This is a genomic window from Streptomyces sp. NPDC092369 (assembly GCF_044755245.1).
Taxonomy (GTDB): domain Bacteria; phylum Actinomycetota; class Actinomycetes; order Streptomycetales; family Streptomycetaceae; genus Streptomyces.
Map to the genome: position 1 here is coordinate 829,316 of NZ_JBIVQP010000004.1, position 18,850 is coordinate 848,165.

Below are 18,850 nucleotides of genomic sequence, written 5' to 3' on the forward strand. Positions count from 1 at the left end.
TCCGTCATGACCGCTTCGAAGACGAACGATCGCGTCGGCACCATCGAGACCCGGGGGATCGAACCGGTCCCCGACAGCGAGCGCCACGGCCACGCCGGACAGATGTTCTGGACGTGGTTCGCCGCCAACATCAGCATCCTCGGGCTGCCACTGGGCACCACCCTGGTGGCGTTCCGCGGCCTGAACATCTGGCAGGCGGCGCTCGTCGCGGTCCTCGGCTCTTTCGGTTCCTTCGCCCTGGTAGGAGCCCTGAGCCTCGCCGGCAAGAAGGGCGGCGCGCCCGCGCTCACGCTCTCCCGCGCGGTCTTCGGCCAGCGCGGCAACGCGGGCCCGACGCTGATCACCTGGCTGAGCCGGGTCGGCTGGGAGACCATCACCACCACTACGGCGGCGTACGCGCTGCTGGCCCTGCTGAACACCGCGTTCGGCGTCGGCCGAGGCACCGTCCTGACGCTCGTATGCCTGCTGTTCTTCATCACCTGCACCCTGCTGATCAGCGGCCTCGGTCACGCGACCATCATGTGGATCAACAAGTGGGCCACCGTCGTCTTCGGGGTCCTCAACCTGATCGTGATGGGCTTCCTCGTCGCCACCGTCGACTGGACCCGGGTGCTCGACACTTCGGCCGGCGCTACCAGCGGAGTCGTGGCGGGCATCGGGTTCATCGCCGCGGGCACGGGCATCGGCTGGGCCAACGCCGGTGCCGACTACGCCCGTTACCTGCCCCGCGGTATCCCGGGCCGACGACTGGTGGTGGCCTCGGCGTTCGGCGCCGGCATCCCCCTAGTCCTGCTGATCTCGCTGGGCTCACTGCTCGCCGCGGGGGACGGGACGCTGGCGACCTCCTCCGACCCGGTCGCGGCGATCAACGCCATGCTGCCCTCCTGGATGGCGATCCCTTATCTCATCGCGGCCTTCGGCGGGCTGCTCATGTCGAACCACCTTTCCACCTACTCCGCCGGACTGACGATGATCACCCTGGGCCTGCGCGTCCCGCGTGCCCTCGCCGTCACCTTCGACGTGGTGCTCATGTTCGCGGGCGGCATCTACTTCATACTGATCACCGACGACTTCTACGGTCCGTTCTCCACCTTCCTCACCCTGCTGGCCGTGCCCATCTCCGCGTGGATCGGCGTGGTCGCGGTGGACTCGTTGCGCGGCCGTACCTACGACCCCGAGGCGATCATGGATACCCGCAGCACCAGCCGCTACTGGTACACGGGCGGTTTCCACCTGCCCGCCGTGCTGGGCTGGGCCGGGGCCATCGTGGCCGGACTGCTGTTCACCAAGGCGTCGACCAGCGCCGACGACGTCTGGTTCGCGGGCCCCCTGTCCGACACCTGGTTCGGTGCGAACGGGCTGGGCTGGGCCATCGCCATGGTCGTCGCCGGCGCTGTCTACGCGGTGTGCGGCCCCCGTGGCAGTTCCCTGGCTGCCGATTCCTCCTCCGTCTCGTCCGAAGCCCTTCAGGAGGCCGCACGATGAGCGGCCGTCTGGTCCTCGCCGGAAACGTCCTCGCGGACCTGGTCATCGAGGTGCCGGCGCTGCCCGAACGCGGCGGTGACGTCCTCGGCACCCGCACCGAGACCACCGCGGGCGGCGGATTCAACACCCTGGCCGCTGCCGCGCGCCTCGGCACGCGGGCCGTCTTCGCCGGTCTCCACGGCACCGGCCCCTACGGCGACCTCGTCCGTGCGGCCCTCGCCGCCGAAGGCATCGCGACCCTGCTGCCCGTTCGTGCAGGCTCCGACACGGGCTTCACCGTCGCCCTGGTCGACGACGGGGGCGAACGGACCTTCGTCACCAGCTTCGGCGTCGAAACCGATCTCACCTCCGCCGACACCCGGACGATCGCCGCGGGGCTGAGCGGCGGTGACCTGCTCCAACTCTCCGGCTACGCAATGGTGTTGCCCGGCAACGGACCCTTGCTGGCCGGCCTCACGGCCTCCCTTCCGGCTGACGTCACCCTCTGTCTCGACCCCGGTCCTCTCGTGGCCGACATCCCCGACCACGTCCTCGCTCCGGTGCTCGCGCGCACCGACTGGCTCAGCGTCAATGCTCGGGAGGCCCGGCTGATGAGCGGTCACGCGGAACCGGACGCCGCGGCGGACGCGCTGCGCGCGAGGCTGTCAGCGGGCGCGGGCGTGCTCGTGAGGGCCGACAAGGATGGGTGCTGGCTGGCCGCTTCCGACGGTGCGCCGGTCCATGTACCCGGATTCCCGGTGGAGGCGGTGGACAGCAACGGCGCGGGTGACGCGCATGTCGGTGGGTTTCTCGCCCTGCTCGGTCAGGGGCACGATCCGCTGACGGCCGCCCGAGGGGCCAACGCCGTAGCGGCGTTCGCGGTGACCCGTCGCGGTCCCGCCACCGCACCGAACCGGGCCGAGTTGTCGGCGTTCCTGGGGGAGGATCCCCTCGCCGGGCTGCTTCTCGGCTCTGCGTAGCCGTGGACACCGTGCGTTGCGGGTGACCGGTCGTCCGTGGGTGGCGCCGCGTCCGCGTACGTCAGTGGTTCCTCGGTCTCAGCTGTTCACCGGGTGGACGGTGAGCAGGTCGGCGAGGTTGACGCGGGTCAGGAACTCACGCCGGATGCGGTCGGCGACGTCCGAGACCTCCTCGGACCCGTCGTTCGCGGGGTCGATGGTGACCCGGTAGGGGCGCTGCCCTGCGGGCAGCCCGACTATGCGCGTGATCTCGTCGGAGACCAGGGATGCCTCGGCGCCTTCGGGGGCCAACGCGGCGAGCTTCTGGGCGACTTGGCCGACGAGACCGGCGTACCTGGTCTCGTACTCGGCCTCGACGTCCTTGTCCGCGGGACGGCCGGAGTGGGCGAAGTGGTTGGTGCCGCTGGTGAACGAGCCGGGCACCACGATGGTCGTCTCGACGCCCCAACGGGCCAGTTCGGCCGCGTAGCTGACGGCGAGGGAGTCCATGGCCGCCTTGGCCGCGAAGTACGGCGCGAGGTAGGGCGGGGTGCCGCCCTTCACACTGCTGCTGGAGACCCAGACCACCAGGCCCCGGCCGGACTCGCGCATGGCGGGCAGGGCGGCGCGGTTGACGCGCTGGGTCGACAGGACGTTCACGTCGTACAGGTCCGCGAGTTGTTCGGGAGTGAAGGCCTCGGCGGGTCCGGTGACCATGTGGCCGGCGTTGTGGATGAGGACGTCGATACGGCCGTGCTCGTCGAGGATCTGCCTGATCGCGGCGTCGACGGATTCCTGTGAGGTGACGTCGAGTTCGACGGAACGCAGGTCGACACCGTGTTCCCTGCTGTACTCGGCGGCGGCCTCGACCTGTGCGGCGTTGCGTGTGGTGGTCTGCCGTATTCCGGCGTAGACGATGTGGCCGGCGTCCGCGAGGGCGCGGGCGGTGAGGGCGCCGAATCCGCTGGAGGCGCCGGTGATGACGACGATGTTGCTCATGGCTTCTGTCTCCTTGGGGGTGTGGAGGGGCGTGAGGTGGCGTTGAAGGACGGTCAGGCGATGCCGCCGTTGGTGTAGAGGATCTGCCCGTTGACCCAGCGGGCCGGGCCGGCGAGGAAGGCCACCGTCTCCGCGATGTCCTGCGGGGTGCCCAGGCGCTCGAGCGGCGCCGCCTTGGACAGGTTCGCGATCGTGGTCTCGTCCTTGCCGTCGAGGAACAGCGGCGTGGCCGTCGGGCCCGGTGCCACGGCGTTGACGGTGACGTCCTTGCCCCGCATCTCCCGGGCCAGGACGAGCGTCATGGCCTCGACCGCGCCCTTGCTCGCCACGTAGGCGCCGTAGGACGGGAACTGGAGACGGGTGACGGAGGTGGAGAAGTTGATGATCGCGCCGCCGCCGCGCACGCGCCGGGCCGCCTGCTGGGAGACGACGAAGGTGCCGCGGATGTTGGTGCGGTGCATGCGGTCGAGGTCGTCGAGGTCCAGGTCCGCGATGGGGGAGAGGAGCATGATGCCGGCCGTGTTGACGACCACGTCGATGCCGCCGAACTCCCGCTCCACGGTGTCGAAGGCGGCGGACATGGCGTGCTCGTCGGCGACGTCGCCGCTGACCGCGACGGCCCGGCCGCCGGCCGAGGTGATGGCGGCGACGGTCTCGTCGGCCTTGGTCTTGTTGCCGGCGTAGTGCACGCCGACGGCGATGCCGTCGGCCGCGAGGCGTTCGGCGACCGCGCGGCCGATGCCGCCGGAGGCGCCGGTGACGAGGGCTACACGGTTGGTGGTGTCGTTGCTCATGACGTTTCCTTCGGTGTTGTTGTCGATCGGGGGGAAGCGGCGGCGGTGCGGTTCGGGCGGGTCAGCTGCTCCGGCCGGGTCCCGCCAGATGTGCCAGCCACTGCTTGAGCAGGGCGGACTCGGCGGGCGTGAAGGGCTGGGGCGTGAACTCGTCCGCCGAGGCAAGCAGCGTGGTGGCGGCCGCCTGTCGCGCGTCGTGCGTGGCGGTGTCCGCGGCGGGGTCGAGGAGGATGTCCCGGTGGATCGCGTCGCGGACCATGACGGAGAGATCCAGGTCCGGGTACAGGGCGGGACGCGTGATCAGGGCGAGGGCGACGCCCGTGTTGGCGGACATCACCATGCGTGCGGCCACGTCCGGTGCGACGCGCAGGCGACCCTGTTGAGCGAGCCGGTCGAGCACCTCGCGCAGGATGCGCATGGCCTCCGCCGCGGACTCGGGCTCCTCGCTCAGGGCTGAGGAGAACATCAGCCTGTAGGCGTTGGGGTGGGCCAGCGCGAAGGCGGTGTGGCTGTCCCAGCCCGTCCGCAGGTCCTGCAGTGGGTCCGGGGACTTCTCGGCGGCCCGCTTGCTGCCCAGGTACTGGTCCCACACGTAGTCGACCGTGGCCGTGAGCAGTCCGTTCTTGTCACCGAAGAGTCGGTACAGCACCGGCTGCTGCACGCCCGCGGCCTCGCTGATCGCGCGGGTCGACACGTCGCCGCTGGGGGAGTGTGCGAGCAGCTCCGCCGCCGCTTCGATTAGCGCTGATCTCGTATCCATGTAATCGACGATAACAGGTGCTGTTATCGATGGCAACAGTCATCTGTTATCGGTGATGCGGGCGGACGTGGCGGCGCCCGTATCCCGAGGTAATCAGGGATACGGGCGCCGCTTCCCGCGGGCCGAGCGCGGAGGCCCGGACCGGCTACGGGAGCAGTGGTCCAAGCCGTCCAGCCACGCCTGGCCTGCCGTGTCGGTGGCCGGTGCGACCGCGAACGGGGCGATGAAGGCGACCGAGGAGCCGGACTCCGCGACCGAACCGGTGGGCTTGTAGCCCGACGCGATCCTGTCGGGATCGCCGCCGGTGGTCTGCTTGATCCAGCTGTTCATCTTCCGCGCCGGGGCGAACCTCGACGGGAGCCTGTTCGGAGACGTCCTCACCCGTGGACCGGACGGACCCTTCCTGCTGCTCGGAGCGGACCGAGCCGACGGCACGACCTGGCTGAACACCTGGCCCCACCTGTGCGGCTGGCGTCGTTTCCTCCGCCTGAGCGGATCCGCGCACTTCTCCCTCGCCGACTACGAGTCGCTGCTCCCGCAGGCCGCGGCACGGATCGGCGCGACAGCCGAGCTGATCGCCGCGTTCATCGGTTCGCCGGAATGGCGCCGTTCGCTCCCGTGCAGTGCGAGGTCCTGCTCGCCTTCTTCGACCTGCACCTGTGCGACCGTCCCGCGCCCCTTTTGGACGGGCCCACCCCGGGTGTCCGGAGCTGGTCTTCCGCAAGGTGAGGGGCGCGGGGAGTCGGTAGTCGGCGATCGTCAGACGGCGGCGTCGAGAACCGAGCGGATCACGAGCTCGCCCACGTCGACCTGCTCGGGCTGGCTCACGGCATAGACGATGGCATCGGAGATGGCGACTGTGGGCAGCGCCAGCTTGTCCGCCATCCCCTGGACCCACGCCATGGTGCCGGGGTCGCCGCCCTGGATCAGCTCCGACTCCACGAAGGAAGGGCTGACGACGGTCACGCGGACATCGCTGTTCTCCTTGCGGATGCCCTCGGAAATGGCCCGCACCGCGTACTTGGTCGCGCTGTAGACGGCCGTGGTGGGCGACACCTCGTGCCCCAGCGTGGAGGAGACGTTGACGAAGTGCCCGGAGCCCTGGGCCTTCATGAGGGGCAGCGCCGCCGCGATGCCGTGCAGCACGCCGCGTACGTTGACGTCGATCATCCGGTCCCAGTCGTCCGTCAGGCCCATGATCAGGGGCGACAACGGCATGACGCCGGCGTTGTTGACCAGGACGTCGATCCGCCCATGGCGCTCGTGCGCCGTGCTCACGAAGGCCTTCACGCTGTCCAGGCTCGTCACGTCGAGCTCGGAGTGGTCGGCGGACCCGCCGGCGGCCTTGATGCTGTCGGCGATCTCCGCCAGCCGGTCGACCCGGCGGGCACCGAGTACGACGTGGTGCCCGGCGGCGGCGAGAGCCCTTGCGGTGGCCTCGCCGATGCCACTGCTGGCTCCGGTCACCAGGACGATCTTCGACGTTGAGGTGGTGGTCATGCGATTCTCCGGTTTCTCTTCATGGCTGACGAGCAGCAATATCGAGATTGGCACCGTGAGAGCGGCGAAAGAGCGTCGGCGGAGGCCCAGCCGAACATAGGTCCAGCTGGGCCACGATCGACTCGGAGAGCACGCCGGGACGGGGACACAATGGGTGTATGGACCAGAACACCGAGCTGGGGGAGTTCCTCCGTTCTCGCCGGGCACGCCTGACTCCCGAGTCGGTCGGAGTGGGGACGAGCGGCCGGGGCCGCCGGGTGCCGGGTCTGCGCCGCGAGGAGGTGGCCCGTCTGGCCGACGTGAGCACGGACTACTACACCCGTATGGAACAGGGGCGGCATCCCCGTGTGTCCGAGAGCGTGCTCGACGGCGTGGCCCGCGCCCTGCGCCTGGGCCCGGTCGAGCGCGACTACCTCTTCCACATCGCGCGCCCGCGGGTCACCCACCCTTCGCGGGAACGCACACGCCCGGAGCGGGTGCGGCCGGAGGTCCATCAGATGCTGGAGGTGCTGGGCAGCGTCTCACCGGCCTTCGTCGTCAACCATCGCCTGGACGTGCTGGCCTCGAACTACCTGGCCCGGGCCCTCATCACGGATTTCGACGCGCTGGCGACCCGGGAGCGCAACTTCGCGCGCTTCGTGCTCTTCTCTCCCGCCGCGAAGGAGCTGTACGACGACTGGGAGGCGATCGCGCGGATCATCGTGGCCAACCTCCGCCTGTCCTCCGGGCGCCATCCCGACGACACCCGGCTCAACGAACTCATCGGCGAAGCGTGCGTCAAGGTCCCGGAGTTCAACGGCTGGTGGGCGGGGCACCAACTGGACGACTGCAGCCACGGCGCCCAGCGGCTCCACCATCCCGTGGTCGGGGACCTGACCGTGCACCACGAAGCGCTGAACTTCGCGTCCGACCCGGATCAGACCATGTGTCTGTACACAGCCGAACCCGGCTCTGCCTCCGCCCAGACCCTGGCGCTGCTCGCCAGTTGGAGTGCGCCCGCGATTCGGTGAGTGCGGAGCCGTCTCGACGATCGTCGGCGTCCATTCATCCGACAACTAGCCGGACATATTCGCGTATGCCCTCTTACGCGCTCGCATGTGCCCCTCAAAGGTCGGATCTTTTGCGTGCCTGCCCATTGCCTACCTCCTCGGCGTCTCACTAATTTACGAATTAATCTCGACCGCCTCACCCGAGGAGACCCGCAGTGCGCCCTTCCTCCCGCCGTGACTTCCTTCGTCTGACCGGTGTCGCCGGAGGTGGTCTCGCCGCTTTCAGCGGCCTGCCCCCGTTCATGGCGCACGCCGACCCCGCTCGCCCTGCTCACGCGAACATCGTTCCGGAGAACGAGGCCACCACCCTCTGGTACCGGAAGCCGGCCGACGAGTCGCGCATCATCCAAGAGGCGCTTCCCGTGGGCAACGGCAGGATGGGCGCCCTGGTCGGCTGCGACCCCGCGGATGACTTCCTCTACATCACGGACGGTTCCTTCTGGACGGGCGGACGCAACGACACCCCCACCAGTGACGGACAACTTCCCTACGGCGCCGACGACTTCGGCAGTTTCGGCCTGCTGGCCAAACTCCGGGTCACCCTGCCGGGCCACACCGCCCAGGAGACCAGCGGATACAGACGCAGTCTCGACCTGAGCAACGGCGTGGTGTCGGCGAGCTATCAGCACCGCGGAGCCTCCTTCCGCCGGGAGATCTATGCCAGTCACCCGGACGACGTGATCGTGGTCCGACTCACCGGAGGCGGCACCCACACCGGTGTGATCTCGCTGGAAGGCACGCACGGCGAGGACACCTCGGCGGACGGGAAACAGCTCTCGTTCGCCGCGACCCTCAAGAACGGCCTGCGGTACGCGGCTTCGGTCACCGCCGTCAGCAGCACGGGAACCATCAAGGCGAAGGACGGAAAGCTGTCCTTCTCCGGGTGCCGCGAACTGCTGATAGCCGTCTGCGCGGGTACCGACTACTCGCCCGACGCGGGCAAGGACTTCCGGGACGCGTCCATGGTCCCGCTCACGGTGGCCCGTACGAAGACCGCCGCCGCGGCGAAGGTCTCCGGCACCGCCCTGCTCGCGACTCATGTGGCCGACTACCAGCGCCTCTACGACCGTTTCACCATCGATCTCGGCAGATCCTCGGCGGTGCAGCGGTCGTTGGACTCGTGGTCGCGCATCGCCGTCAGATACACCGACGCCTCCACCCCCGACCCGGAGCTGGAGGCCGCCTACGTCCAGTACGGCCGCTACCTGACCATCACCGGGTCCAGGGACTGGTTGCCCATGAACCTCCAGGGACTGTGGATCCACAACAACAACCCTGACTGGTACGCCGATTACCACACCGACATCAACGTGCAGATGAACTACTGGCTGGCCGACCCCGGCGGCCTGGGCGACAACGCGCACGCCCTCGCCCGCTACTGCCGGTCGCAGTTGCCGGTCTGGACCGACGTGACCGGGCGGCTCTTCAACAGCCCTGACAACCGCTTCCGCAACAGCACCGGCAAGGTGGCCGGTTGGGCCATCGCCTTCTCCACCAACATCTACGGCGGCAGCGGTTGGGCCTGGCACCCCTCGGGCAATGCCTGGCTCTGCGCCACCCTGTGGCGGCACTACGAGTACTCCCAGGACCGTGAGTACCTGGAGACGATCTATCCGGTGCTGAAGGGAGCGGCCGAGTTCTGGAAGGCGCGGCTGATCACCACCAAGGTGACCGACCCGGACGGTTCGTCCCGCGAGGTCCTGATCGACGACACCTCCTGGTCGCCTGAGCACGGACCGGACGGCAAGGGAAACACCTACGCGCAGGAACTCGCGTGGGAACTCTTCCGGGAACTCGCCGTCGCCGCCCGCGTCCTGAAGCGCGACGCCGACCTCGCCGCCGAGCTGGAAGCGATGCAGGCCAAGCTCTACCTTCCCCAGGTCAGCCCGAAAACCGGTTGGCTCGAGGAGTGGATGAGTCCCGACAACCTCGGCGAGACCACCCACCGTCACCTCTCGCCCCTCATCGGATTCTTCCCCGGCGACCGGATCTCCGTCGACACCAGTCCGCGTGAACTGGTGGACGGCGTACGTGCACTGCTCACAGCCAGAGGAATGGACAGCTTCGGCTGGGCCTGCGCCTGGCGATCGCTGTGCTGGTCGCGGCTCAAGGACGCCGAGAAGGCCTACCAGCTCTATCTCACCGTGCTGCGCCCTTCGATGAACAACGGCAACGGGACGTCGGCGAACTGGTTCGACATGTACAGCCAGGGCAGCTACACGATCTTCCAGATCGATGCCAACCTGGGTGGCCCGGCCGCGGCACTGGAGATGATTCTCTATTCGAGGCCCGGAGTCATCGAACTGCTTCCGGCGCTCCCCGAAGCCTGGTCGGCGAAGGGTTCCGTCACCGGATTGGGTGCCCGCGGCGGATTCACGGTCGACTTCTCCTGGAGGGACGGCAAGGCGACCGCGGTGACGGTCCGGAGCGTCGGAGGGACGGAGACGGAACTGCGCGCCGGGAAGATCCGCAAGAAGATCTCCCTCAAGCCCGGCAGGTCCGTCAAGGTCGATCTGCCCTGAGCGGCCGCGGCATCCGACGGCGGAGCGATGTCCCGTGGCTGACAAGGATGTACTTCGGCACCTGAGGGGACCGAGGCGAAACACCAGGCGATGCGAGTCCGCGGAGGACTCGCATCGCCGGGTGGTGTTCGGGCCGGACGGTTCGCCGCGTCCTACTTGACGGCGAGGAACAGGTAGTCCGCCGTGTAGGGGACGCGGGCGGTGGGCTGCGTGGCCGGGTCGCAGGTGCCGGCCGGCGCGACGCCGCCGACAGTGTTGAGGCGCAGGACCGAGGTTGTCTTGGACAGGAGTCCCTCACTCCTGCCGGTCTGCTGGGCGCGGAGCAGGAGTTGGGGGATGTTCCCCGTGCCGTTGTCGAACTTGTTGAGGACCGAGCCCGTCACCGAGGAGCCGTCGGGGGCGATCCACTGCGGCGGGCCGGCGGGGCCGTGCTTGGCGAAGCTGTGCTGGATGTCGCCCTGGAGCGTGGCGTCGACGTTGTCCTGGGTGAAGGCGTAGGAACCGTCCTCCTGCTTCGTGCAGGCGTAGATCTGCGCCCCCTTGACCACGCCGGCCAGGGCGGAGTGCCGGATGGCGTTCGGCAGGGAGACGGCGCCCGGCAGCGCGATGGCCTGTCCGCGGACCGCGCCGCCCGGGAACTCGGCGGTGTGCAGGTTGAAGTAGAACTGGTCGGGATGGGCCTTGATGCTGCGCAGCAGATCGGCATCCTCGACCTTCACACTGCCGAACACGAACGGCGTGCCGCCCTTGAGCTTCTCCATGAAGAACGGGATCTTCACGTCACCGTTGGTGCCCCGTGCACCCTGGTGGAGGTGGGCCATGGTCGGGGTCCCGGTACCGGTCCACGCGAACGCGAAGGACACCTCGTCGCCCTGGACGCGCATGAGGGCCACCGCGCTGCCGTCCTTGTCACCCACCGCCGGCTTGCCCTTGACGGGCACCTCGTTGTCACCGGTGAGGATCGAGGTGAAGTACATCGCCCCCGGCTTGTTCTCGGAGTAGCGGCCGATGGCACCCGCGGCCTGCGTCGCGCCTGCCGCCGGAGGCGAGACGTTGGCGTGTGCCGCGCCGTCCGCGCCATTGCAGGCCGTCAGAACCAGGGTGCCGGTGATCGCGGCCGCGGCGATGGTCCCGACTCGCTTGATCATCATGGATCTCGTTCTCCCCGTGATAGCCGATCCGCGGCTGGCCCGCGGTCGTTCCTCCTCCATCACGGGCCCCCTTGGGACGATCCCTCAGCACATGACACTCCTGAGACATCCCTGAGAAGAGACGGGATCACTGCGGACACGATCTTGACATTACGACGCACACCGACCGGTGCCTCCTGCACGGCGTCCGAGCGGCGGGCGTCCCGAGTGCCGCTGGTAAAATGGGCGGACGCTTCGACGCCGCCGGGGCCCGTACCAAGGGGTACGGGCCCCGGCGCGTTGGAGGGCATCAGACCGAGGAAGGTTCTCCATGAACGCGCAGCCGCCCGTCGCATCCTTCGCCACGCTCGGGCTGCCGCCCGAGCTGGTCGACACGATGAACGGCCTCGGAGTGACGGAGCCCTTCCCGATCCAGGCGGCGACCCTGCCCGACGCGCTGGCCGGCCGGGACGTGCTCGGCCGGGCGCGGACCGGTTCCGGCAAGACACTGGCCTTCGGGCTTGCGCTGCTCGTGCGGACCGCGGGCAGGCGAGCGGAGTCGAAGCGGCCGCTCGCACTGGTCCTGGTGCCGACCAGGGAGCTCGCCCAGCAGGTCAGCGACGCGCTGGCGCCGTATGCCCGGACGACGGGGGTGCGGCTGGCCACGGTGGTCGGCGGCCTGTCGATCAACCGGCAGTCGGCGCAGCTGAAGACCGGCGCCGAGGTGGTGATCGCGACGCCCGGACGGCTGACCGACCTGGTGTCGCGCCGGGACTGTCACCTGAACCAGGTGCGGATCACGGTGCTGGACGAGGCGGACCAGATGTGCGACCTCGGGTTTCTGCCGCAGGTCTCGGAACTCCTGGACCAGGTCCCCTCCGACGGGCAGCGGCTGCTGTTCTCGGCCACGCTCGACCGCGATGTGGACCGGCTGGTGCGGGACTACCTCCACGACCCTGTTGTCGCGTCGGTCGACCGGGCGGCGGGCTCGGTCACGACGATGGAACACCACGTGCTGAACATCCACGCCGCCGACAAGTACGCGACCGCGACCGAGATCGCCGCCCGGGACGGCCAGGTGCTGATGTTCCTGGACACCAAGGCCGGCGTGGACCAGTTCGCCCGGCACCTGCGGGCCAGCGGCGTACGGGCCTCCGCCCTGCACAGCGGGAAGTCGCAGCCCCAACGCACGCACACGCTCGCCCAGTTCAAGGACGGAGAGGTCACCGTGCTGGTGGCCACCAACGTCGCCGCCCGGGGCATCCACATCGACGCGCTCGACCTCGTCGTCAACGTCGACCCGCCGGCCGACGGCAAGGACTACCTGCACCGGGCCGGGCGGACGGCGCGCGCAGGGGAGTCCGGGCGGGTGGTCACCCTGGTCACCCCCAACCAGCGGCGCGATGTGAACCGGATGATGTCCGAGGCAGGTATCCGCCCGACCACCACCCAGGTGCGCTCGGGCGAGGCGAAGCTGACCGCCCTCACCGGCGCGAAGCGCCCGCCGACCGAGACGAAGCCCAGTGGCGGCAACGCTCCCTTCCGCGGCATGGGCACCCGTCCGGGCCGCCCCGCCAAGGAGTCCCGCAAGGCTGCCGAGGCCCGGAAAACGGCGGAAGCCCGCGCGGCGGCACGGGTCCGCAAGGGCCGCTGAACCGTCGCGCAAGGGCCGCTGACTCGTCGGATCACAGGCGCGGACCGGGAGTGATCCCGGTCCGCGCCTGCGGTCTCCGCCGCCGTGCAGCGTGGGCGCGGTCGTGGATGGTGGTCGACAGGCGTCAGGTGGTGGGAGTGGAGGGAATGGCTCGGCCGGAATTGGTCCCACGATCGAGGAGATTCCCGGGCGCGCCCCGCGCCCGGGCGTGCCAGGCTCGTTGCGTCGGCTCTTGTACGACTGCAGGAGGTAATCGCCATGGACATGAAACTCGAAGTCGTCGTGGTCCCGGTGTCCGACGTCGACCGGGCCAAGAGCTTCTACACCCAATTGGGCTGGAGGCTCGACGCGGACGTGGCCACCGACGAGAACTTCCGGGTGGTGCAGGTCACGCCACCGGGCTCGTCGGCGTCGGTCATCTTCGGCACCTCGGTCACCTCCCAGACACCGGGGTCGGCGCAGGGCCTGCACCTGATCGTCGATGACATCACCGCCGCGCAGGGCGAGCTGAAACGACTGGGCGCCGAGCCGAGCGAGATCTTCCACGACGCCGGCGGCGTCTTCCACCACGCCGGCACCGACGCGCGGGTGCCGGGCCCGGATCCGCGGCGCAGCAGCTACGGCTCCTTTCTGTCGTTCGACGATCCGGACGGCAACGGCTGGGTCCTTCAGGAGATCACCAACCGGCTGCCGGGACGCCTGGATCCAACGACCACGACATTCGCCTCGGCGGAGGACCTGGCGGACGCTCTGCGCCGCGCCGCAGCGGCACACGGCGAGCACGAGGCGCGGATCGGCGCTGAGGACCCCGACTGGCCGGACTGGTACGCGCAGTACATGGTCCGCGAGCAGTCCGGAGCCGAACTGCCCTCCTGAACGCGGCAGATGACCGTCGGTGAATCCTGGACGAGTTCACGTACCGCGCGCCTCAGCCGCAGGTCAGTGTCGGCGTCCCCCAGTCGCCGTGGTCGCTGCCGTTCCCGTCGCCCGCGTCACCGACCTTGAGGTCGATCACCTGGGCGCCGGTGACGTCGACGTCGATCGGTAGGGCCGCCTGTTTGCCGCGGATCGTCGGCGTGGTGACCAAGGTCTTGCCGTCGGCGATGACGGAGAACGTCACCGTTCCCGCGCCACCCGTCTCGTCGTCGACGCCGACGTCCGCCGTCAACCTGGAGCATGTGCCGGCGAGATAGAGCTCGACGTCGCTGACCGAGTTGGTGCCCAGGCCCTTGGCGTAGCCGGCGCCGGCGATGGTGATCGGGCGGCCGTCGCCCGCCGCCTGTTCGCCGACGCTGCTGTCACGTTCCACCGGGCCCCAGCCGTTGGTCGACGACAGGAACGTCAGGTCGCTCACGGCGCTCTTGCCGGTCGGCGGAGCCGGTGGGATTCCGCGGACGATACGTTCGTCGCCGCCGGTGACGTGCCGTCCGCTCTGGCGGTAGCGCGCCGTGGTGGTGAGCGGTGTGGCGGAGGGCAGCGTCCCGGACGGTGGCTGCACCTTCCAGGTGAAGGTGGCCGAGGTGCCGGGTCGGATCCGCTTGACCGACGTGGGGCTCGTGGCCGTCACGGTCCAGCCGTCGGGCGCGGCGAGGGTGGCCGTCAATTCGGTGACGGACGGTCGGTTCTTCGGCACCGCCACGGTCGTGCGGGCCGTGAACGCCTGATCCGGCTGCGCGGTGTCCGGCGCGTTCAGGGTGACGTCCGCTCCCGGACGCTTCGGCATCGCGTACGTCCGTGGGTCGTAGCGGGGGCTGTCGTTCTGGACGACGCGGAGGGAGGAGGCGTAGCTGCCGTAGTCGGTGAGCGAGACCTTGCCGAGTCCGCCGGTGCTGCCGTCGAGGTTCGAGACGGCGATGGCGATGCTGTTGTGACCGTTCGGGTCGAGGATGCCGTTGGGAACCGGGAAGGTGTGCTGCGGGCCGAGGTAGTTGACGTAGTTGCCGACCTGCCAGCCGTTCACGAAGATCGTGGCGCGGTACTTGCGGGACGGGTCGTCGGTGAAGGTCAGGCCGAGTGAGGTGTCCTGGCCGCGTGGCAGGGCCAGTTCGGCGTCGGTGCGGTACCAGGAGACCCCGGGGCGGGTGTCGGTGGTCGGCAGGGACACCCGGTTCCAGCTGCCGTCCGGGTAGCCGGGCAGCGACCAGCCGGCGCGTTCGCCGTACAGGCCGCCCGTCGAGAGCGGTCCGCGCACGGTGTCCTGCAAGTCCTCGCCGCCCCGCACGCCCTGCAGCCGCCAGGTGACGGAGGTCAGTGGCGCTCCGACGAGGGAGGCGCTGGTCAGACCACGCGCGGTCTTGTTGCCGTTGGTCGAGTTGTAGTCCTCCTCGTGCCCCATGTTCACGGTGAGCACGGAAATGACGTTGTCACCCTGGGACTTCACCGCACCGGCGGGGAAGGCGAAGTCGCCGCCGCCTGTGGTGGAGCTGCCCAGGAAGGCGCCGTTGAGCCAGACGGAGAACGCCTGCGCACCTCCGCCGGAGTCCGAGACCAGGTGGATGCCGGCCTCTTTGCCGGTGGAGTGGAAGCGGCCGCGGTACCAGGTGTTCCCGGTGTGGAAGCCGTAGTCGTCGGCGTACAGCACGGGCAGTGAGTTGACGCCGGAGACGCTGTTGGTGGTGGTCCTGTCGGCCACCTGCCAGCTGGAGTCGTCGAATCCGGGAGCCGCTTCGGGGGATTCCTCGGCGTGTTTCCAGTTCGTCAGGGCCGGCAGGCGGATCGGGGCGGCGACCGGGATGGCGCCGGTCAGGCTCCCCGTGGCGGTCGCCTTGGTGTCCAGTCCCCGGCCGTTCCAGATGACATGGGCGGCGGAGGTGAACACCTCGATGTTCTTGTCGTCCGCGTTGTCGCCGGTCAGGGCCACGGTGTGGCCGCCGTCCCTGCTGGTCGCCGTCCGCAGCAGGTGGGTGCCGCGCACGATCACCGGGCCGGACGCGGTGTCCTGGCGCCAGAAGGTCTTGGCCGTGGCCTTGTCGCCCACGAGCAGGAGCAGCGGGCGCTTTCCGCCGCCGCTGATGCTGACGCGAATGAGGTCCTTGTGCGTGTAGTTGAGCCGCAGGTCTCCGGTGGCAGCGTCCCAAGTGGTCGTGACGGAACCGCTGTTGGCGGTCACGGTGGGCTTGGAGGCGTAGTGCAGGACGGTCTCGCCGTCGCTGCCCTCGTCGCCGTAGAGCACGGCGACGTCCCGGTCACCGATCGTCGCGTCGGTCATGAGCTCGGAGGTCGAGTACTGCAACTGCGCCTCCCCGAGCCGGTAGTTCGCCACGATCACGTGCGAGTCGCGTCCGTCGAGCGTGATCGCCGTGCCCGGTTGCTGCGGCACGACCGGATAGGTCGGCTCCGCGGCGGAGTCGCCCGTAGGTACGTCGATGGCGTCGATGGCCACGAAGTTGTCCGTGGACCCCGAGCTGTGGTTTCCGTTGACGACGATCTTCAGCGTGTGTGGGCCGGGTGCCAGGCCGGTCTTCTGGAAGAGCACCGCCTGGTTCTCGCTGCCGGAGTCGTCGACCGTCGCCACCTTGGTGCCGTCGAGGTAGATGTCGGCGTAGCCGTGGTTGTTCGTCTTCGAGCCGATCCAGCGGATCGCGGTGCCGTCGAAGGGGACGGTGAGCGAGTCACCGGCCTTGTTGGAGAACGACTCGGTGTGCTTGTAGTCGCCGCCGGTGTAGCTCGTGTCGGCCACGTGCGACCACGAACCGGCGTACTGCAACGCCGAGTCGGGGTCGTCCCAGGTGTAGGTGGTGTCCGCGGCCGGCTGGGCGTTGAAGTCCAGGGAGATGTGTGTCCTGTCGACGGACGTGGAGGTGGAGTCGCCGTGCCGCAGGACGTGGAACTGTGTCTTGGTGTCGGGGTTCATCCGGGCGGTGTCGACCACCGCCGAGTCGTCCGGCGGGGTGGCCCTGATCGCCTCGGTCTTGGTCAGCGGGGCGACGGATTGCGTGAAGTACCCGATGAGTTTGTCCTCGTCGTACTTCGGATCGAGCTGGCGGGTCTCACGGATCGCTGCCCCGTAGTCGTACGACGTGTAGTTCTGCGGCATGCCCAGCCAGCCCCAATTGGTGCCGCCGTAGGTCATGTAGAAGCTCTGCGCGGTCGCGCCGACGGCGATGTTCTGCTTGTAGAACACGTTGGCGAACCGGTCGTTGATCAGCTGGGCGCACTTGTCGTAGCCCGGTCCGCCCCAGGGGTCGAAGGCGCCGCCCTGGAACTCCGGTGAGTACAGCGGCTTTCCGGCCGGGTGGTCGTAGCTGATGTCGGGGACGCCGTTCCACTTCGAGGGATTGGAGCAGTCGAAGCCCTGCGGGTAGGAGTCCGGGCCGTCGACATCCAGGGCGCCGGTACCGGAGTTGAAGGTGCCGTTGTTGTTGCCGGTCAGCGGGACCGTGATGCCGTCGGCGTGAGCCTTGTCCTCCAGGTGCTGCATGTAAGAGCGCGCCGCGGCCGAGCCGTTGTAGTACTCGTTCTCGACCTGGTAGGCGATCACCGATCCGGTGCCGTTGGAGAGTTGGTGGCGGGCGATGATCCGGTCGATCTGCGTCAGCCACTCGTCCGCGTACTTCAGGAACCTCGGGTCGTCACTTCGGTTGTTCTCCGCCTTGGTGGTCAGCCAGCCGGGCAGACCACCGCTGTCGACCTCCGCGTTGATGTACGGCGCCGGGCGCGCGATGACGTAGAGGCCGGCCTCCTCGGCCATGTCGAGCAGCTTGTCGACGTCCCGCACCCCGGTGAAGTCGTACACCCCCGGCTTCGGCGAGTGGTATCCCCAGTCGAAGTACAGCGAGGTGGAGTTGAACCCGGCCGCCTTCATCTTCTGGAAGATGTCGCGCCACAGATCCTGGCTCGGGAGCCGGAAGTAGTGGAACTCGCCGGACCACAGATAGGTGCGCTTGCCGTCGACGAGAAACGAGTAGCCGTCGAGTGTCACCGTGTGCGCCCGCGCACCGGCGGCGGCTGCGGTGCCGGGTGGTGACTGGGTGCCGACGTCCCTGGCCGCGGCGGGCGCGGTCATGCCCGCTGCCAGGGCGATGGTCGCGGCAACGGCCAGGGCTGCCCTCCACCACCGGCGGCCGGGTCTCGCAGTTTCCGATCCGATCCCATGACTCCGCACTGCGGCCTCCATAGCCCCTGAGCGATCAGCATCGAACAGACTCAGGCAAAGCCGAACAGTAAAGGGGCACACGGCTCAACACAATGGGGCGGGAGGAGACGGTCGAGGTGACAGAGGCGATGGCCGAGGTGACAGAGGCGATGGCCGAGGTGGCAGGGGATATGCGGGGGGTGTTGAGCGGACGGCAACTCGGGACCGGTGCCCGGCCGCTTGCTGGTACCAGCTGTTACCATCGGCGCATGGCGAAGACGCAGAAGGGCTGGCGGGTCGACGACGAGATCGCGGAACTGGCCACGGCCAGGGCCCGGGATCGCGGAATGAGCGTCGGTGACTACATCGCCGCGCTCGTACGGGAAGACGTCGGCGGGCTGCGGCAGCGGGGCCTGGACGCGGCACAGCGATTCCTGGACGAGCACCAGGCGGTGTTCGACGAAGCCGAGGACGCCGACCGCCGCTCCTCGGGGGCGCACGCCGCCTGATGGAACTGCACATCGACGTCCCCTGGATCCTTCAGGTCGCGGAGATCGCGGGCGCGGCAGACCCGGCTCCTGACGACTACGGAGTGCCGGTCGCCGCCGTCGCCTGCCACCGCGCCGACCTGCTGGACACGCCTGTGTACGACGGGCCTTACGCCCGTGCCGCCGCGCTGGTGCACATCCTCGGGCGCTGCCGCTGGCTGGAGCGCTCCAACATGGCCGTGGCCGCAGCGACGGGCGTCATGTACCTGGAGGCCTCGGGAATCCAGGTCAAGCCCACCCGCGAGGACGCCGTCGCTCTGCGCGACCTGCTGCGGGACCCCGCCTGCACCGCCGCCCGGATCACCGCACTGCTGCGGGCCTGGCCCCACGCCACCTGAACCGCGAAGCACGCGGCTCCACTCGCACCTGCCCGTCCGCCTTCACAGACCGGCGCTGG

16 protein-coding genes are annotated in these 18,850 nt (G+C 69.1%); 8 read left to right on the plus strand and 8 right to left on the minus strand.

What is annotated here, in order from left to right; translation table 11 throughout:
- Positions 1-6: 6 nt before the first annotated feature.
- Both ACIQI8_RS27755 and ACIQI8_RS27760 read left to right on the plus strand, forming a co-directional pair.
- Positions 7-1,485, plus strand: a complete 1,479-nt coding sequence (locus tag ACIQI8_RS27755; protein ID WP_402355682.1) for a purine-cytosine permease family protein — start codon at positions 7-9, stop codon at positions 1,483-1,485.
- A complete protein-coding gene (locus tag ACIQI8_RS27760) occupies positions 1,482-2,444 on the plus strand; it encodes a PfkB family carbohydrate kinase (RefSeq protein ID WP_402355684.1) in 963 nt (320 codons plus the stop codon). Before ACIQI8_RS27755 ends, ACIQI8_RS27760 begins: the two co-directional genes overlap by 4 nt.
- A gap of 78 nt (positions 2,445-2,522) precedes the next feature.
- Here the strand turns inward: ACIQI8_RS27760 and ACIQI8_RS27765 are convergent, their stop codons facing one another.
- The 6 genes from ACIQI8_RS27765 to ACIQI8_RS27790 all read right to left on the minus strand — a co-directional run bounded on the left by ACIQI8_RS27765 (position 2,523) and on the right by ACIQI8_RS27790 (position 6,476).
- Complete coding sequence (locus ACIQI8_RS27765) at positions 2,523-3,422, minus strand: SDR family oxidoreductase (protein ID WP_402355686.1); 900 nt, start codon at positions 3,420-3,422, stop codon at positions 2,523-2,525.
- Positions 3,423-3,475: 53 nt separating this feature from the next.
- A complete protein-coding gene (locus tag ACIQI8_RS27770; RefSeq protein ID WP_402355688.1) occupies positions 3,476-4,216 on the minus strand; it encodes an SDR family oxidoreductase in 741 nt (246 codons plus the stop codon).
- A gap of 61 nt (positions 4,217-4,277) precedes the next feature.
- A complete protein-coding gene (locus ACIQI8_RS27775) occupies positions 4,278-4,976 on the minus strand; it encodes a TetR/AcrR family transcriptional regulator (RefSeq protein ID WP_402355690.1) in 699 nt (232 codons plus the stop codon).
- 93 nt (positions 4,977-5,069) lie between these two features.
- The gene (locus ACIQI8_RS27780; protein WP_402355692.1) at positions 5,070-5,306 is read right to left on the minus strand and encodes a hypothetical protein; all 237 of its coding nucleotides are present in this window, start codon (positions 5,304-5,306) and stop codon (positions 5,070-5,072) included.
- Between the two features lie 189 nt (positions 5,307-5,495).
- Positions 5,496-5,633, minus strand: coding sequence for a hypothetical protein (locus ACIQI8_RS27785; RefSeq protein ID WP_402355694.1), 138 nt, complete (start codon positions 5,631-5,633; stop codon positions 5,496-5,498).
- Between the two features lie 102 nt (positions 5,634-5,735).
- Entirely contained in the window at positions 5,736-6,476 is a 741-nt protein-coding gene (locus ACIQI8_RS27790; protein ID WP_402355696.1) for an SDR family oxidoreductase, read from the minus strand.
- A gap of 158 nt (positions 6,477-6,634) precedes the next feature.
- Between ACIQI8_RS27790 and ACIQI8_RS27795 the strand changes: the two genes are divergently transcribed.
- Positions 6,635-7,486, plus strand: a complete 852-nt coding sequence (locus tag ACIQI8_RS27795) for a helix-turn-helix transcriptional regulator (protein ID WP_402355698.1) — start codon at positions 6,635-6,637, stop codon at positions 7,484-7,486.
- Positions 7,487-7,680: 194 nt separating this feature from the next.
- Positions 7,681-10,047: a glycosyl hydrolase family 95 catalytic domain-containing protein gene (locus tag ACIQI8_RS27800; protein WP_402355700.1), complete on the plus strand. Its 2,367-nt coding sequence runs from the start codon at positions 7,681-7,683 to the stop codon at positions 10,045-10,047.
- Positions 10,048-10,199: 152 nt separating this feature from the next.
- Here the strand turns inward: ACIQI8_RS27800 and ACIQI8_RS27805 are convergent, their stop codons facing one another.
- Positions 10,200-11,198, minus strand: coding sequence for a CHRD domain-containing protein (locus ACIQI8_RS27805; protein WP_402355702.1), 999 nt, complete (start codon positions 11,196-11,198; stop codon positions 10,200-10,202).
- 310 nt (positions 11,199-11,508) lie between these two features.
- Between ACIQI8_RS27805 and ACIQI8_RS27810 the strand changes: the two genes are divergently transcribed.
- Together ACIQI8_RS27810 and ACIQI8_RS27815 are read left to right on the plus strand one after the other, a co-directional pair.
- Positions 11,509-12,831: a DEAD/DEAH box helicase gene (locus ACIQI8_RS27810; protein WP_402355704.1), complete on the plus strand. Its 1,323-nt coding sequence runs from the start codon at positions 11,509-11,511 to the stop codon at positions 12,829-12,831.
- A gap of 258 nt (positions 12,832-13,089) precedes the next feature.
- A complete protein-coding gene (locus ACIQI8_RS27815) occupies positions 13,090-13,707 on the plus strand; it encodes a VOC family protein (RefSeq protein WP_402355706.1) in 618 nt (205 codons plus the stop codon).
- A gap of 52 nt (positions 13,708-13,759) precedes the next feature.
- Here ACIQI8_RS27815 and ACIQI8_RS27820 read toward each other — a convergent pair whose 3' ends face one another.
- Entirely contained in the window at positions 13,760-17,836 is a 4,077-nt protein-coding gene (locus ACIQI8_RS27820) for a beta-galactosidase (protein ID WP_402355708.1), read from the minus strand.
- Positions 17,837-18,174: 338 nt separating this feature from the next.
- On the opposite strand from ACIQI8_RS27820, the gene ACIQI8_RS27825 reads away from it, so the two are divergent.
- On the plus strand, positions 18,175-18,414 hold the full coding sequence (locus tag ACIQI8_RS27825) for a hypothetical protein (protein WP_124004695.1): 240 nt from the start codon (positions 18,175-18,177) through the stop codon (positions 18,412-18,414).
- The gene (locus ACIQI8_RS27830) at positions 18,414-18,791 is read left to right on the plus strand and encodes a fic family toxin-antitoxin system, toxin component (RefSeq protein WP_402355710.1); all 378 of its coding nucleotides are present in this window, start codon (positions 18,414-18,416) and stop codon (positions 18,789-18,791) included. Before ACIQI8_RS27825 ends, ACIQI8_RS27830 begins: the two co-directional genes overlap by 1 nt.
- The last annotated feature ends 59 nt before the right edge of the window (positions 18,792-18,850 follow it).